Origin of the sequence: Mesorhizobium sp. M1078, assembly GCF_040318615.1 — a bacterium.
GTDB lineage: Bacteria > Pseudomonadota > Alphaproteobacteria > Rhizobiales > Rhizobiaceae > Mesorhizobium.
Map to the genome: position 1 here is coordinate 1 of NZ_JAMYMP010000046.1, position 15,568 is coordinate 15,568.

Here is a 15,568-nt window from a genome sequence, read left to right on the forward strand (position 1 = left end):
CCGGTCGCTGCGTTGGAGACCGAAGACGGACAATGGACACTCTCATTCCATGCCCACCCGCTCGGCATGATCGACACACGCCGCATGAAGCTTGTCCGCCGCATAGGGGGAGAGAAGTGTCACCTATGTATCCGGTTCAAAGTGTTACCCATCTATCGACTGGACACCGGCCAGAGGGGGGTGCTGTCCCGCCGACCTAGCCTTCGAAATCAGGCAAACGCGCCGTGGCAGTGCTTGTATTTCTTGCCGGAGCCGCAGGGGCAGGCTTCGTTGCGGCCGATCTTGCCCCAGGTCGCCTGGTTGTTCGGATCGCGGTCTTCGGGAGCGACGATGGCGTTGCTCTCCTGGCGGACCAGAAGTGCGGTCTCGCCGCCCTCGAAATCGTCCTCGCCCGTGGTGCCGTCAATGTGGCTGCCGAACATTTCAGGCGCTTCGGGCGGCGGTGCTTCGGCGGCCTGGCGGACCAGTTCGACGCGCATCAATTGCGCGGTGACGGCCTGGCGCAGATTGCCGAGCAGCGCCTGGAACAGCTCGAACGCCTCGCTCTTGTATTCCTGCAGCGGATCGCGCTGGGCGTAGCCGCGGAAGCCGACGACCGAACGCAGATGGTCGAGGTTGACGATGTGCTCGCGCCACAGATGATCGAGCGTCTGCAGCACCACCGAGCGTTCGACATAGCTCATCACGTCGGGGCCGAAGCGCTCGGCGCGCTCCTTGGCGGCGGCGTCGGCGGCCTTGGTCAGGCGCTCGCGGATGTCGTCCTCGGCAATGCCTTCTTCCTTGACCCAGTCCTCGACCGGCAGGTCGAGATTGAGGAATTCGGCGACCTCGGCCTTGAGGCCGGCGACGTTCCACTGCTCGGCATAGGCGTTTTCGGGGATGTTCTTGGTGACGATCTCCTCGATGACGCCTTCGCGCATCTCGGCGATCGTCTCGGACAGGCCTTCGCCGTCCATCAATTCGATGCGCTGCTCGAACACCACCTTGCGCTGGTCGTTCGAGACGTCGTCGTATTTCAACAGGTTCTTGCGGATGTCGAAGTTGCGCGCTTCGACCTTCTTCTGCGCCTTTTCCAGCGCCTTGTTGATCCACGGATGGATGATGGCCTCGTCTTCCTTGAGGCCAAGCTTCTGCAGCATGCCGTCCATGCGCTCGGAGCCGAAGATGCGCATCAGATCGTCCTGCAGCGACAGAAAGAATTTCGAACGGCCGGGGTCGCCCTGGCGGCCGGAGCGGCCGCGGAGCTGGTTGTCGATGCGGCGCGATTCATGGCGCTCGGTGGCGAGCACGTAGAGGCCGCCGGCGGCCAGCGCCTTTTCCTTCAGGCGCTCGACATCGGCAATGATTTCCTTTTCGCGCGCCTCGCGCTCGGGACCAGCAGGCATGTCGCCCAGTTCGTCCTCGATGCGCATCTCGGCGTTGCCGCCGAGCTTGATGTCGGTGCCGCGTCCCGCCATGTTGGTGGCGATGGTGATGGCGCCGGGTTTGCCGGCCTGGGCGACGATGGCCGCTTCGCGCTCGTGATGGCGGGCGTTCAGCACTTCGAAATCCTTGAACCCTTCCTTGCGCAGGCGCTCGGCCAGCTGCTCGGATTTTTCAATGGAGGTGGTGCCGACCAGCGTCGGCTGGCCCTTGGCGCGCGCTTCCTTGATCTCCTTGACAATCGCCTTGTACTTCTCCTCGACCGTCCGGTAGACCTCGTCGTCCTCGTCCTTGCGGATGACCGGCAGATTGGTCGGGATCTCGGTGACTTCGAGGCCGTAAATGTTGCCGAACTCCTCGGCCTCGGTCAGCGCCGTGCCGGTCATGCCGGACAGCTTCTTGTAGAGGCGGAAATAGTTCTGGAAGGTGACGGATGCCAGCGTCTGGTTTTCCGGCTGGATCGCCACATGCTCCTTGGCTTCGAGCGCCTGGTGCAGGCCTTCCGAATAGCGGCGCCCCGGCATCATGCGGCCGGTGAATTCGTCGATGATGACGATCTCGTCGTTGCGGACGATGTAGTCCTTGTCCTTCTGGAACAGCCGGTGCGCCTTCAGCGCGTTGTTGACGTGGTGGACGATGGCGACGTTCTCGACGTCATAGAGCGACTCACCCTTGAGCAGGCCGGCCGCGCGCAGCAGGTTTTCCAGCTTCTCGGTGCCTTCCTCGGTGAAGATCGAGGTCTTCTGCTTTTCGTCGATCTCGTAGTCGGCCGGGCCGAGCTGCAGCATGAAGGCATCGATGGTGTTATACATTTCCGAACGGTCCTCGAGCGGACCGGAAATGATCAGCGGCGTGCGCGCCTCGTCGACCAGGATGGAATCGACTTCGTCGACGATCGCGTAATTGTGGCCGCGCTGCACCATCTGCGCGCGCTCATACTTCATGTTGTCGCGCAAATAGTCGAAGCCGAGCTCGTTGTTGGTGGCATAGGTAACATCGGACGCGTAGGCGACGCGGCGCTCCTCGTCGGACAGGCCATGGACGATGACGCCTACCGAGAGGCCGAGGAATTTGTAGACGCGGCCCATCCATTCGGAGTCGCGGGTGGCGAGATAGTCGTTGACGGTGACGACATGGACGCCCTTGCCGGCAAGCGCGTTGAGATAAACGGGCAGGGTGGCGACCAGGGTCTTGCCCTCGCCGGTACGCATTTCGGCGATGCCGCCATTGTGCAGCACCATGCCGCCGATCAGCTGCACGTCGAACGGGCGCATGCCGAGCACGCGGCGGGATGCCTCGCGGACGGTGGCGAAGGCCGGCACCAGCAGGTCATCGAGCGTGGCGCCGTTGGCGATATCCTGGCGGAATTTTTCCGTGCGGGCCTGAAGCTCGGCGTCGGACAACGCCCGCATCTCGTTTTCCATGGCGTTGATCGCCTCGACACGCGGCCGGGTCGATTTTACGCGACGATCGTTGGAGGAACCGAAAACCTTACGGGCGAGACCGCCGAGACTGACCATCCGATGGTCCTTTCGATAGAATTCTCAATTTTGAGATGAGCGCCGGCCGGCCCCATCAATTCCGCGTGAAACGCGGACAAACACAAAAAGCGCCCGGAAAACGGTTCTGGACGCAAAGTCGTTGGACAGATAAGAGGGGGCTCAACTGATGTCAACGCCGCGTTAGCCCTATGGGCAGCGCCAAATTCCGCCACAATCCGGCTGATCTGCAAGCCCTACAATCCCCCTTGGAGTTAATCTTGATGTCCTTACTGTTTCGCCGTGCGTCGCTCGCCAGCCTTGGCCTGGCCTTCGGCCTGTCGGCCCTGTCGCTGTCTCCGCTGATGGCCCAGGAAGCCGCTCCCGCCCCGGCCGATGCCGCAGCAGCGCCGGCGGCAGCCCCCGTCGATCCGAACGCCGTCATCGCTACCGTCAATGGCCAGAAGCTGACCGAGGCGGACCTTGGGCTTGCCGAGGGCGAGCTGTCGCAGCAGTTCTCGCAGTTGCCACCCGAGCAGCGCCGCGCCGCCGCCCTTTCGGCGGCCATCGAAATCCGCGTCATGGCCGCCCAGGCGGTCGCTACTGGGCTCGACAAGGATCCCGAATTCCAGCGCCGCATGGCGTTCCTGCAGCAGCGCGCGCTGCATGGCGAGATGGTCGAGAAGGGCGTCGTCGACAAGGTTACCGATGCCGAGGTGCGCGCCCGCTACGATCAGGAAATCGCCAGCACGCCGCCGGTCAATGAGATTCATGCCCGTCACATCCTCGTGAAGACGAAGGAGGAGGCCGAGGCGATCATCAAGCAGCTCGATGGCGGCGCCGACTTCCAGAAGCTCGCCAACGAGCACACCAGCGATCCCTCGGGCAAAACCAATGGCGGCGATCTCGGCTGGTTCGGCCCGGGGCAGATGGTGCCGGAATTCGACAAGGCGGCAGTTGCGCTCGAAATCGGCATATACACCAAGGAGCCGGTGCAGACGCAATTCGGCTGGCACGTCATCAAGCTCGAGGACAAGCGCACCAAACAGCCGCCGGCCTTCGACGACGTCAAGGACCAGGCCAAGCAGGCGGTGATCCGCGACAAGTATTTCGCACTGGTCAAGCAGCTGCGCGGCGCCGCCAAGGTCGAAATCCCCGACGCCAATCTGAAGAAGGCCGTCGACACGATGGAAGCCGGCAAGTAAGGCCGGCACCGAAAAAACATGCAAAGGGCGCCGTTCGGCGCCCTTTTCAATTGCGGGAGATGCCTGACATCACATAGCGGACAGTGGCACGGATTGTCGCCTCATCTTCGTCCAGCCGGTTGGTCAAAAGGTGTTTCCAGGCATAGGAAGCGATGAGGTCGGCGACCAGCGCTGCGTCGATATCGGCCGCAACCTCGCCGCGCGCCTTGGCGCGCTCGATGATCCGAGCGGTGTGGGACACGCGCCCATCGGCATAGCCAGTCAGGGCCGCGGCCGCCGCTTCGTCCGACTGGGCCTCGGCGATCAGCGAGCGGAATACGCTGCCCGAGGATGTGTCGCGCCAATGCGCGAAGAGGTTCCTCAGGAAACCGACGAGGTCGTCTTCGAGACTGCCGGTATCGGGGACGTCGACACGCTTTTGCCGCTTGTAGACCTCTAACAGCAAGGCCGCCTTGCTCGGCCACCAGCGATAGATCGTGGGTTTGCCGGCGCGCGCCCGCCGCGCCACGGCCTCTATGGAGAAGCCGGCATAGCCGGCCTCGACCAGCACCGCCTCCGCGGCCTCGAGAATGGCCTCGGCGCTGTCTGGGTTGCGCCGCGCCCCGATCGATCTGCGCGCCGGATCGTCGCCCATGTCTGTCCTCGCCAACAATCTCGCCGGCAATATAGGTGAGCTGGCAGGCAAACGAAACGGCCCGTTTCCAGCGCTTGTAGAAGCAGGCCTCACGTTCGCCCTGCGCGGGGATTTTCAGTTCATCGCTTGCGAGGTTTCCGAGGCGATCCGCCACTGGCCGTCGCTCTTCACCAGCCCAAGCGTGACGCGTGCCTTGCCGGTCATGCGCGCCGCCGATTTGTCTTTCGACATATAGTCGTAGCTCATCGCGAACACGGCTTCGGCGCGGTTCTCGCCCTGCCGCGTCACATTGAGGCTGCCGGGCTCGAGACTGAACGACCAGGATGCAAATTGCGCGAACCAGTCCGTCTTGAGCTTGACGACGGCGTCGCTGTCATAGCGCGTGCCGAAGATGGTGGCGGAAGGCGCATAGAGCCGCTTGACGGTCTCGCCGATCGCCGCGGCATCGGGCGCAAGATAGTCGTCGCGCAGGAATTTCTCGATTGCGGTCTTGTCGTCGCCTACAGACCGTTCGAGTGCCGCAACCTTTGTTTCGGGCGCCGGGGGGACGGCGGGCTTCGGCTGTGCAACCGTTTCGCCGCCGGGCACAAACTCAAACCGTTCGAGCAGCGAACCCTGTTCCCATGGGCGCTGTCCCTCGCGGGTTTCGGAGACCACGTCGCGGCGCACCGCGATCATCATGTCGTTGATGCTCTGGCCGGGCTCGGCCATGTGTCGCAGCAGGGCGGCGGCGAACGGCGAATTGCGCCCGGTGCCGTCCATGGCGACAGCGCCTGGCGCCGTCGAGAAGGCGATGAAGGAGCCGCGCGTCGAATCGAACTGTGCCAGACCGGCAAGCGCCGTTGCCGAGCGCGTGGTGGCGGTGCGGCTCAGGCTGCGGGCAAAGGGATTGTTGCGGCAGGCGTCAAGGAAAACCAGGCTGACCTTGGTCTGCTGCTCCATGATGTCGAGGACTTCGTCGATCGGCACGGCTTCGAGCTGCAGCTTGACCGGCATGTCGAGCCGGGCGTCGACCGGCACGATGTAGTTGCGCCCTTCCACCTGCAAGCCGTGGCCGGCGTAATAGAAAAGCCCGACGCCCGCACCTTCCAGCGCATCGGAAAATTCGCCGATCTTGCGCTCGAGTTCGCGCTTGCCGAGATCGTTGCCCTCGATGACGTCGAAGCCGATCGAGCGCAGCTTGCCGGCAATATCGAGCGCATCGTTGACCGGATTGGTGAGCGTGCCGGCTTCGGCATAGGTGCCATTGCCGATGACCAGCGCCACACGCCGTTCCGGCTGCGCATCGGCGCTCAGGAGCAAAAGCCCCATAAACGCCACCGCCAAGATCACCAGCCTGCCCATGGCCGATATCATAACGCCAGAGGCCCCGCCGACGCCAACGGATTTGAAATGCAAGCTTAATCCCTGGTGGCTTGCCCACAGCGGCGGCCAAGAAAACGCCCTTGCGCCGGGCCGTGCTATCGGGCAAACCGGCCTTCGCCTAGCGTTTTTCCGTCGCCCGAGGTCCCCAATGTACGCAACGATTTCGCCGCTCGCGCCGAAGAAATATCCCAAAATGCCTGCCATTGAGGGCGTGCGCATCGCCACCGCAGAGGCCGGGATCAAGTACAAGAACCGTACCGACCTCTTGGCCATAGTCTTCGATGCCGGCACAGCGGTTGCCGGCGTGTTCACGAAGTCGAAATGCCCCTCGGCGCCGGTCGACTTCTGCCGCGAGAACCTTGGCGCCGGCAAGGCGCGGGTGCTTGTGGTCAATTCCGGCAACGCCAACGCCTTCACCGGCAAGAAGGGCCGCGCCTCCACCCAACTGACCGGCGAGGCCGCGGCCAAGGCCGCAGGCTGCACGCCAGGCGAAGTGTTCCTCGCTTCTACCGGGGTAATCGGCGAGCCGCTCGACACCACCAAATTCAGCCATTTGCTGGCCGGACTGGTCAAGGACGGCAAGCCGGATCTGTGGACCGAGGCGGCAAAGGCCATCATGACCACCGACACCTATCCGAAAGTGGCGACAGCGACGGTCAAGCTCGGCGACACCGACGTCATCATCAATGGCATCTCCAAGGGCGCCGGCATGATCGCGCCCGATATGGCGACTATGCTGTCCTTCATCGCCACCGATGCGCCGATCGCCGCCCCCGTGCTGCAGGACTTGTTGTCGCGCGGCACGGCCAAGACCTTCAACGCCGTCACCGTCGACAGCGACACCTCGACCAGCGACACGCTGCTGTTGTTCGCCACCGGAGCCGCTGCCAAGCGCGGCGCGCCCGCCATCAGCGATCCCAAGGATGCGCGTCTCGGCGCGTTCCGCCGGGCGCTGGGCAAGGTGCTCAAATCGCTGGCGCTGCAAGTGGTGCGCGACGGCGAGGGCGCCCGCAAGCAGGTAGAAGTCACCGTTACCGGCGCCAAATCGGCGCGCTCGGCCAAGCGCATCGCGCTGTCCATCGCCAATTCGCCGCTGGTCAAGACGGCGGTTGCCGGCGAGGACGCCAATTGGGGCCGCGTCGTCATGGCCGTCGGCAAGGCCGGCGAGCCGGCCGATCGCGACCGGCTGTCGATCTGGTTCGGCGACAACCGTCTGGCGCATGAGGGCGAACGCGACCCGGGCTACTCCGAGGAAGCGACCTCGGCCTATATGAAGCGCGACGACATTCGCATCCGCGCCGATATCGGTATCGGCCGCGGCAAGGCGACGGTGTGGACCTGCGACCTCACCAAGGAATATGTCGCCATCAATGGCGATTACCGGAGCTGATGGAGTTGGCTTCCAGGCATCCGGCAAGCATGCTCGCCATCGTGCGCCGCTACGAGGCTGCGGGGTTTCGCGCCTGGCCGGCGGCGGCCGTGCATTATGACGGCACCTGGGTGGTGCGGCTGACAGCCGGCCATCCGGCCAAGCGGCTGAACTCGGTCAACCCGCTCGATCCCGGCGACACCCAGCACATTGCCGAGCGCATCGGCCGCGCCAGCCGGCGCTTCGACGCCTATGGCAGGCCGCTGACCTTCCGCATCTCGCCGCTGTCGGGGCCGGACCTGGCCAAGCATCTCGACAATGAGGGCTGGAGCACATTCGACGAATCCCTGGTGATGCGGCTGCCGCTGGCGGACGCGCAACTGGCGCCGGCCATGGACCAGATTCCGCTGAAGGATATCAGCCGCTTTCTCGGCGCGTCGCTCAAGGTCAGCGGCTCGGATGCATCGCTGCGGCCCGGTCTTTCGGAAATCATCGGCGCTATCCAACCCGAAGTCGGGCTGTTTGCGCTGGAGGAAGGGGCCGACCCTCTGGCGGTGCTGATCTGCGTCCATGACGGCGATCTTGCCGGTCTGTTCGAGATCGCCACCGCCAAGTCGGCGCGCAATCAGGGCCATGGCCGCAACCTGATCCTGTCGGCGCTGAAGTGGGCGAGGCTGCGTGGCGCTCGCGAAGCCTGGCTGCAGGTCGAGGCCGGCAATGCGCCGGCGCTGGCGCTCTATCGCTCGCTGGGCTTCGACGAAGTCTATCGCTACCACTATCGCCGGCCGCCGGGCGCATGAGCGAGATCACCGGCAAACGCCTGCTGCTGGTCGCCGCGTGCGCGCTGGTCGATACCGATGGGCGGGTGCTTCTGGCGCAGCGGCCCGAGGGCAAACAGCTTGCCGGCCTGTGGGAATTTCCCGGCGGCAAGGTAGAGCCAGGCGAGACGCCGGAACAATGCCTGATCCGCGAACTGCAGGAAGAAATCGGCATCGAGACTGACATTCCTTGCCTGGCGCCGCTCACCTTCGCCAGCCATTCCTATGATGATTTCCATCTCCTGATGCCCCTGTTCGTCTGCCGCCGCTTCCGCGGCATCGCGCAGCCCAGGGAAGGGCAGGCGTTGAAATGGGTGCGGCCAAAGCAGATGCGCGACTATCCCATGCCGCCGGCCGACGCGCCGCTAATCCAGTTCCTCATCGACCTGTTGTGATACAAAGCTATTTCGCGGTCTGATCTAGCCAGCGTTAATGGAAGATTTATCTCGTCGTGAAAAATTGCGGCAAAGCGGGTTCGCGGGGAGCGATTGCATGAGCCTCGACAGGGAATGGGACTCGATCCGGCCAGATCGCAGCTTTCGCGCCGCCGGCGTCGGCTTATTGCGCGTCACGCTGTTGTTCGGCTCGGCCGCAGTGGCGCTGGCGCTGATCGCGGTCCCCGTGCTGGACAACCAGACGCGATCATCCAGCCGCGATGCTCTTGCAGGCGGTCTCGACCCGATGAGCACGGGTTCGATCGGCTCGCGGGCCACCTATACGCTGCGCAGAAGCGTGCTGCAGCCCTCACCGAGCTCAGTCTGCATCATCCGCGCCGACGGCCAACGCAGCGGCGACTGCTGACCAACAAGGTCGACACCAGCTTGAGAACTTCCTCAACGCAGGCCATTTCACAGCCTGTTAAGCTTGTGCCGTTAACCTTTCTTAACAGGTCGGCGATATAGTCGGGGATGAGAGGGATCGACGATCATGAAGCCATTGCTGCGCCGATTTTTGCACGACGAAACAGGCGCCACGGCCATTGAATATGGCCTGATCGTTGCGGTGCTGTCGCTTGCCATCGTCGGGGGTGTCGGCAAGGCCAGCAATGCGATCCAGTTTCTGTTCAGCGACAACAACAGCAGGCTCGCAAACGCCTTCGCCGAGCACTGATCCGGAGCGCCGTCACCGCCCGCCGGGGTTTTCCAGTATCGTCTTCAGCGAGACCTTCGCCGAACCCGGTTTCAAGGGCTTTTGCTGCGAGGCATCGGGCGCCCAGCCCGACATCCAGACGATGGAAAAGCTTGCCCTGATGCGGCCATCAGCGTCCGAAAAGCGTTCGGCATAGATTTCGGCGGCACGGGTAAAAAGCTTTCGCGCTCCCGGTCGCCGGCTGCGATCAGTCAGCGCGCTGGTTTCGCCCATCGCCCTGAGATCGGCAATGAGGTCGAAGAGGGTATCGTAGCGGACGGTCACCGTTTCGACGTCGGCCACCGGCAGCGCCAGTCCGGCGCGCTGCAGCAGTGCGCCGGCGTCGCGAACATCGGTGAAGGGGATGACACGCGGGCTGGCGCCGCCATAGAGTTCGGTCTCGGCGGCGAGCAGGCTTTCGCGCAATTCGGAAAGCGTGCCGGCGCCGGCAAAGGCGCCGAGGAAAAGCCCGTCGGGCCGCAGAGCGCGGCGGATCTGCACCAGCACGCCGGGAATGTCGTTCATCGCCTGCAACGACAGAAGTGAAACGACGAGGTCGAGGCTTTCCGGCTGGAACGGCACTGTTTCCAGCGGTGCTATCAGCCCTGGCCGGCCGTCCAGAAACGCTGGATCTGCCTCGACGCGCACGATCTCCGCTGCCTTGCCGCTTGCAGCGACCACGTCCGTTGCGTCCGGCGTCTGGCAAAACAGCACCGCGGCCTTGCCGAATTTCCGCTCGACCGCGCCGAGCCGGTCGGCAAGGTCTTCCGCCGCCCGCCGCATCAGAAAATCCGCGCCGGCTACGGGGTGGGCCAGCGCCCTGCGCTTGCGCACCAGCCAAAGTTCAGTATCGATGATCGGCTGCAACGGTAGACATCCCTGTTTGTCCGTCTAGTGATATCCTGGCGCGGACGACAAAACCACGTGGCCGATCCGGTGATGGAGATCAAGAGCCTCGCTCAAACCATGTTGAAACTGGCCATGTTGGACTGGCCGGCGCGGATGCTGTTCCCGCCGGTCTGTGCCGGCTGTCGCAGGCACGTCTCGCAACCCGGCGTTTTGTGCGGTGCCTGCTGGCCGAAACTCAGGCTGCTGGAGCGGCCATGGTGCGCGGTGATGGGCACGCCATTCACGCACGATATGGGCGAGGGATTCCTGTCGGCCGAGGCGATCGCCGATCCGCCGCCGTTCGAGCGGGCGCGGGCGGCCGTGGCCTATTCAGGTGTCGCCCGCCAGATGGTGCAAGGGCTGAAATACCAGGATCGCACCGATCTGGCGCCGTGGATGGCGCGCTGGATGCTGCGCGCCGGCGCTGAGGTAATTGCAGACGCCGATGTCGTCGTACCGGTGCCGCTGCACTGGCGGCGCTTCTTTCGGCGGCAGTTCAACCAGTCGGCGGAGTTGGCAAGGGCGGTTGCGCAGCTTAGCGGGCTGCCTTTCTCGCCCTCGGCGGTCCGGCGCGTCAAGCTCACGCGCCAGCAGGTCGGGCTGGAGCGGCAGGAGCGCGAGGACAATGTGCGCGCCGCCTTCCGTGTGCCTGCGGAAGCCGAAATCGAGATCACTGGGCGCCGCGTGCTTCTGGTCGACGATGTCTACACCACCGGCGCTACCGTGCGCTCGGTCGCCAAGGCGCTGAAGAAGGGCGGCGCCGGAGCGGTCGATGTGCTGACCTTTGCGCGTGTCCTGCCGGGGGACTTTCGGGCCGACGAGTCCGCGACTATATAAGGTCGAAGAAAGGCACGGACCGATGCTCGATGTGACGATTTACACCCGTATGATGTGCGGCTATTGCGCAGCGGCCAAGCGGTTGCTCGACCGCAAGGGCGTCGCCTACACCGAGCATGACGCTTCGTTTTCGCCGGAATTGCGCCAGGAAATGATTTCGCGGGCGCATGGCCGCTCGACCTTTCCGCAGATTTTCATCGGCGACACGCATGTCGGCGGCTCCGACGACCTCCACGAATTGGAGGCGCGGGGCCAACTGGACAGGCTGCTTGCCAACGGCTCGACGACAAAGAGCGGTTCGTAGGGCCGCTCTATATCTTTGTTTTTATGCGATTTCGGACGGAAAACCGGTACACACTTTTCCTGGAATTGCTCAAAGAGGACGTGACGATGGGTGTTTTCAAGGCGGCGGCGATCCAGATGCGTTCGGGCGAGAGCCCCGAGCGCAACGCGGTAGATCTCGAACGGCTGGTTCGCGAGGCGGCAGGCCTCGGTGCAACCTACATCCAGACCCCGGAAATGACCGGAGCGCTGATTCGCGACAAGGAAGCCAGGGCTGCTTCCTTCACCTCGGAAGACAAGGACATCGTCGTGGCGACCGCGCGCAAGCTCGCCAGCGAACTCGGCGTCTTCTTGCATATTGGCTCTACCGCCATCCTGCGCGACGACGGCAAGCTCGCCAACCGGGCGCTGCTGTTTGGGCCGGATGGCGCGACGCTCGCCACCTATGACAAGATCCACATGTTCGACGTCGATCTCGACAATGGCGAGAGCTGGCGAGAATCCGCCGCCTATGAGCCGGGCACCGAGGCCGTCGTCACCGAGATCGACGGCGCCAGGCTCGGCTTTGCCGTCTGCTACGATCTACGCTTTCCACAGCTGTTCCGCGCCGAGGCGATGGCCGGCGCCGACCTCTTGTCGGTGCCTGCCGCCTTCACCCGCCAGACCGGCGAGGCGCACTGGCATGTGCTGCTGCGAGCCCGTGCCATCGAGAACGGCGCCTATGTGGTTGCTGCAGCACAAGGTGGCCTGCATGAGGATGGCCGCGAAACCTATGGCCATTCGCTGATCGTCGACCCATGGGGTCGAATTCTCGCCGAGGCGGACCATGACGATCCGGAGGTGATCATCGCCGAGATCGACACGGCGCAGTCGTCGGCCGCGCGTAAGAAAATCCCCAATCTCAAGAACGCGCGTGATTTTGCCGTCAATGCCGGCGCAGTGGAAGCGCCGCGGCTCAGGGGCGCGGCTTCGTGATCCGCTTTGCCCTGATCTGCGAGCACGAGCACGAATTCGAGGGCTGGTTTCGCAGCAATGACGATTTCGACACGCAGAAGAAGCGCGGCTTCGTCGATTGCCCGAGCTGCGGCTCGCACAAGGTGCAAAAGGCGCTGATGGCGCCAGCCGTCTCCACCGCGCGGAAGCAGGAAACAATTGCGCTGGCCATGGGCGAAACCCAGAAGCAGGCTTTGGCGCAACTGAAGGCGATGGCCGAGAAGGTGCGCGAGAATGCCGATTATGTCGGCGACAAGTTTGCCGAAGAAGCGCGCAAGATCCATTTCGGCGAGAGCGATGCGCGCGGCATCTATGGCGAGGCGACGTTGGACGAAGCCAAGAGCTTGGCCGAGGATGGCATCGATTTCATGCCGATCCCGAGTTTTCCCGAGGAGCGCAATTGAGCGATCAGCTGGCGCTATCGATCAATTTGCCAAGCAACTGAGCCAGTGCCCCCCGCTCCGTGCCGGTGAGCCCGGCGAGGATTTCATGCTCGTTGGCGACGTGGGCGGTCAGGGCTTCGTCGATCAAGGCCAGACCTTTTTCGGTCAGTTGCACGACAATGCCACGCCGGTCGTTGGGGTGCGGGCCGCGCAGGATCAGTCCGGCCTTCTCAAGCCGGTCGAGCCGGTTGGTCATGGCCCCAGAGGTCACCATCGTCGCCTCGTATAGAGCGGTCGGTGTCAGCGCGTAGGGCTGGCCGGAGCGGCGCAGCGTCGCCAGCACATCGAATTCGCCGGCCTGCAGTCCGAAACGGGCAAACAGCGGGGCGAGGCGCTCGCGGGCGATTAGCGACGAGGCTTCGTTCAGCCGCCCAAGCACCAGCATTGGCGACACCTCCAGGTCCGGCCGTTCCCGCTTCCATTGCTCCACCGCCTTTGCCGCGCGATCCATCTGTCTCACCGCTAAGTATCTTGACGTTAAGAATCGTTGTGGTATGCTACCTCAAGATACAGTTTCGACCCAGTGCCGCAAGTGAGTGACGGGACCATCCGATGAAATTTCTCTGGGAATCGGCGCTTGGCCTGCTGGTCGTCACCGGCGGCCTGCTCGGCCTGACCCTGCCGTTCGGCAAGCTGGCGACGGCTGCCGGCGTTCCGGCCATGGTCTGGGCCTTCGTCATCTCGTTCGGCGCCGGGGGCGTGCTGCTGTGCGCGTTGCTCGCGAACGGCGAGCGCATGCGGCTCACCTCGCACAGACTGCGCTATTTCTTCATCACCGCCGCCGTGTCCTACGCCGTGCCCAATCTGCTGATGTTTTCGGCTATCCCGCATCTCGGCGCCGGCTATACCGGCATCATGTTCACGCTGTCGCCGGTCATCACACTGGTGTTTTCGATCCTGCTCGGCGTTCGACGGCCAAATACGCTCGGCAGTATCGGTATCGCCGTCGGCTTCATCGGCGCCGTCATGGTGGCGGTGACGCGCGGCGAGGCCGGCCAGCCGGCCGATGTCTACTGGGTGCTGGCCGGACTTTTGATCCCGGTCAGCCTTGCCGCCGGCAATATCTATCGCACCGTCGACTGGCCCGAAGGCACCGGTCCGATCGAACTGGCCGTCGGCAGCCACCTGGCCTCGGCGACGCTGCTGCTGATCGGCATTCTCACGCTGTTCGGGGTCGGCGCCTTCGCCCCGCTTGGCGCCGTGCCGCTGGTCGTCGTGGCGCAGGTCGCCTCGGCCTCGGCGATGTTTGCCTTCTTCTTCCGGCTGCAGGCCGTGGGCGGTCCGGTCTATCTCAGCCAGATCGGCTATGTGGCGGCGGCCGTCGGCCTGTTTGCCGGAACCATCTTCCTCGGCGAGCACTACCAGTTGCTGACCTGGGCCGGCGCGGTGATCATCACCATCGGCGTGATCATCACCACCAAGGCGCAGAGCCAGAAGGCATAGGTTCTTTGTTTACGCAATTCCCTAGGCAAAGCGCTATGCGCTTTCCCGGGAAACCGCTTCACACTTTTCCTCGAACTGCTCAAGCTTAAATTTGGCTCGCGTCGAGGCGCTTCCGTAGCGCCGGCGGGGCGACGTTTCGCCAGGCCGTCCGAACGGCGCTGCGGAATGTCTGTTCGTCGCAGGCTTCGAGCATGATCGACGTCCATCCCTTTTGGCCCCAGCCGCCTGTCACGGGCCTGAAAACCGATGGCTCAGCCGCGGCCATCATCTCTTGCTGGTCCCGGTCGAGCTTGACGACAGCACGGTCGGCTTCGGGCAGCGAGACGAAGATACGGTTGCGGACGCGGAAGTCAGCCTTGCCGAAATGCGATTGCTCGACCGTTTCGGGAAGATCGAGCACCAGCTCTCGGGCCCTCATAGTGTCCACGGCCGCCCCTTTCGTTCAGACCGATCGTTTTTCCGCCAGCACCATATAGTTGACGTCCATGTCCTTGGAGCGTGCCCAGCGGTCGGCGAGAGGATTGTAGGTCACGCCGGTGCGGTCGATGATGGTCATGGCGGCGCTGCCGAGCGCCTTTTCAAGCTCTTCGGGCCGCACCAGCTTGCCGAACTGGTGGGTGCCGCGCGGCAGCCAGCGCAGCACATATTCGGCGCCGATGATGGCCAGGCCCAGTGCCTTCAGCGTGCGGTTGATCGTGGCGACGAACATGATGCCGCCGGGCTTGACCATCTCGCCGCACTTGCCGATGAACAGGTCGACATCGGCAACATGCTCGACGACTTCCATGTTGAGGACGACGTCGAATTTCTCGCCGGAATCGGCCAAATCCTCAGCGGTCGTAGCGCGATAATCCACCGTCACGCCGCCTTCGGCCGCGTGCAGCTTCGCCACCTCGATGTTGGTTGCCGAGGCGTCGGCGCCGACCACTTCGGCTCCAAGCCTTGCCATCGGCTCGCACAATAACCCACCACCGCAGCCGATATCGAGGAAACGCAGGCCTTCGAACGGCCGCGCCGCCCGCGGATCGCGGCCGAAGCGCGCCGCCACCTGGTCCCGGATATAGGCCAGCCGGACCGGGTTGAATTTGTGCAGCGGACGGAATTTGCCGTTCGGGTTCCACCATTCGGCGGCAAGCGCGGAAAAGCGTTCCACTTCTCCGGCATCGATTGTCGATCGTCGGGCCTCTGGCATGGGGCGGGTCTCCTCGGACGCTAGGAAGTCGGGTGCCGGGGCAAGAAAGTCAAGGCCGGTTTTATGCGACT

General features: G+C 63.9%; 18 protein-coding genes. 11 read left to right on the forward strand and 7 right to left on the reverse strand.

Annotated features, from left to right (window positions below):
- Positions 1-209: 209 nt before the first annotated feature.
- Entirely contained in the window at positions 210-2,942 is a 2,733-nt protein-coding gene (gene secA / locus NKH38_RS30410; protein ID WP_023672992.1) for a preprotein translocase subunit SecA, read from the reverse strand.
- Positions 2,943-3,184: 242 nt separating this feature from the next.
- Here secA and NKH38_RS30415 point away from each other — a divergent pair, with 242 nt between their 5' ends.
- Positions 3,185-4,105 carry a peptidylprolyl isomerase gene (locus tag NKH38_RS30415; RefSeq protein ID WP_352765144.1) on the forward strand — a complete coding sequence of 307 codons (921 nt, stop codon included), beginning with the start codon at positions 3,185-3,187 and terminating at the stop codon, positions 4,103-4,105.
- Between the two features lie 46 nt (positions 4,106-4,151).
- Here the strand turns inward: NKH38_RS30415 and NKH38_RS30420 are convergent, their stop codons facing one another.
- The gene (locus NKH38_RS30420; protein WP_352765146.1) at positions 4,152-4,739 is read right to left on the reverse strand and encodes a TetR/AcrR family transcriptional regulator; all 588 of its coding nucleotides are present in this window, start codon (positions 4,737-4,739) and stop codon (positions 4,152-4,154) included.
- A 114-nt stretch (positions 4,740-4,853) separates the two neighbouring features.
- On the reverse strand, positions 4,854-6,083 hold the full coding sequence (locus NKH38_RS30425) for a caspase family protein (protein WP_023714959.1): 1,230 nt from the start codon (positions 6,081-6,083) through the stop codon (positions 4,854-4,856).
- Between the two features lie 169 nt (positions 6,084-6,252).
- Between NKH38_RS30425 and argJ the strand changes: the two genes are divergently transcribed.
- The 5 genes from argJ to NKH38_RS30450 all read left to right on the forward strand — a co-directional run bounded on the left by argJ (position 6,253) and on the right by NKH38_RS30450 (position 9,401).
- Positions 6,253-7,494 (forward strand): bifunctional glutamate N-acetyltransferase/amino-acid acetyltransferase ArgJ, encoded by a 1,242-nt coding sequence (gene argJ, locus NKH38_RS30430; RefSeq protein ID WP_023704293.1) that lies wholly within the window; start codon positions 6,253-6,255, stop codon positions 7,492-7,494.
- Between the two features lie 29 nt (positions 7,495-7,523).
- Positions 7,524-8,273, forward strand: a complete 750-nt coding sequence (locus NKH38_RS30435; RefSeq protein ID WP_023713717.1) for a GNAT family N-acetyltransferase — start codon at positions 7,524-7,526, stop codon at positions 8,271-8,273.
- Positions 8,270-8,686: an 8-oxo-dGTP diphosphatase MutT gene (mutT, locus tag NKH38_RS30440; protein WP_023685791.1), complete on the forward strand. Its 417-nt coding sequence runs from the start codon at positions 8,270-8,272 to the stop codon at positions 8,684-8,686. The genes NKH38_RS30435 and mutT overlap by 4 nt, the downstream gene beginning before the upstream one ends.
- A 97-nt stretch (positions 8,687-8,783) precedes the next feature.
- Positions 8,784-9,092, forward strand: coding sequence for a hypothetical protein (locus NKH38_RS30445; protein WP_023694000.1), 309 nt, complete (start codon positions 8,784-8,786; stop codon positions 9,090-9,092).
- 126 nt (positions 9,093-9,218) lie between these two features.
- On the forward strand, positions 9,219-9,401 hold the full coding sequence (locus NKH38_RS30450; RefSeq protein ID WP_023731045.1) for a Flp family type IVb pilin: 183 nt from the start codon (positions 9,219-9,221) through the stop codon (positions 9,399-9,401).
- A gap of 12 nt (positions 9,402-9,413) precedes the next feature.
- On the opposite strand, the gene NKH38_RS30455 is transcribed toward NKH38_RS30450, so the two are convergent.
- Complete coding sequence (locus tag NKH38_RS30455; protein WP_352765150.1) at positions 9,414-10,286, reverse strand: methyltransferase domain-containing protein; 873 nt, start codon at positions 10,284-10,286, stop codon at positions 9,414-9,416.
- Positions 10,287-10,358: 72 nt separating this feature from the next.
- On the opposite strand from NKH38_RS30455, the gene NKH38_RS30460 reads away from it, so the two are divergent.
- From NKH38_RS30460 to NKH38_RS30475, 4 genes are all read left to right on the forward strand, one after another.
- A complete protein-coding gene (locus NKH38_RS30460; protein WP_196813620.1) occupies positions 10,359-11,144 on the forward strand; it encodes a ComF family protein in 786 nt (261 codons plus the stop codon).
- Positions 11,145-11,166: 22 nt separating this feature from the next.
- On the forward strand, positions 11,167-11,448 hold the full coding sequence (gene grxC / locus NKH38_RS30465; RefSeq protein WP_023672982.1) for a glutaredoxin 3: 282 nt from the start codon (positions 11,167-11,169) through the stop codon (positions 11,446-11,448).
- A gap of 86 nt (positions 11,449-11,534) precedes the next feature.
- Positions 11,535-12,401, forward strand: a complete 867-nt coding sequence (locus NKH38_RS30470) for a carbon-nitrogen hydrolase family protein (RefSeq protein ID WP_023731042.1) — start codon at positions 11,535-11,537, stop codon at positions 12,399-12,401.
- Positions 12,398-12,823, forward strand: coding sequence for a DUF1178 family protein (locus NKH38_RS30475; RefSeq protein WP_023672980.1), 426 nt, complete (start codon positions 12,398-12,400; stop codon positions 12,821-12,823). The genes NKH38_RS30470 and NKH38_RS30475 overlap by 4 nt, the downstream gene beginning before the upstream one ends.
- Before the next feature lie 4 nt (positions 12,824-12,827).
- Here NKH38_RS30475 and NKH38_RS30480 read toward each other — a convergent pair whose 3' ends face one another.
- Positions 12,828-13,313: a MarR family winged helix-turn-helix transcriptional regulator gene (locus NKH38_RS30480; protein ID WP_023672979.1), complete on the reverse strand. Its 486-nt coding sequence runs from the start codon at positions 13,311-13,313 to the stop codon at positions 12,828-12,830.
- A 101-nt stretch (positions 13,314-13,414) separates the two neighbouring features.
- On the opposite strand from NKH38_RS30480, the gene NKH38_RS30485 reads away from it, so the two are divergent.
- The gene (locus NKH38_RS30485) at positions 13,415-14,305 is read left to right on the forward strand and encodes a DMT family transporter (RefSeq protein WP_023731041.1); all 891 of its coding nucleotides are present in this window, start codon (positions 13,415-13,417) and stop codon (positions 14,303-14,305) included.
- An 85-nt stretch (positions 14,306-14,390) separates the two neighbouring features.
- Here the strand turns inward: NKH38_RS30485 and NKH38_RS30490 are convergent, their stop codons facing one another.
- Both NKH38_RS30490 and ubiG read right to left on the reverse strand, forming a co-directional pair.
- Positions 14,391-14,723: an MmcQ/YjbR family DNA-binding protein gene (locus tag NKH38_RS30490; RefSeq protein WP_023731040.1), complete on the reverse strand. Its 333-nt coding sequence runs from the start codon at positions 14,721-14,723 to the stop codon at positions 14,391-14,393.
- A 24-nt stretch (positions 14,724-14,747) separates the two neighbouring features.
- The gene (gene ubiG, locus NKH38_RS30495; RefSeq protein ID WP_023672976.1) at positions 14,748-15,497 is read right to left on the reverse strand and encodes a bifunctional 2-polyprenyl-6-hydroxyphenol methylase/3-demethylubiquinol 3-O-methyltransferase UbiG; all 750 of its coding nucleotides are present in this window, start codon (positions 15,495-15,497) and stop codon (positions 14,748-14,750) included.
- Between the last annotated feature and the right edge of the window lie 71 nt (positions 15,498-15,568).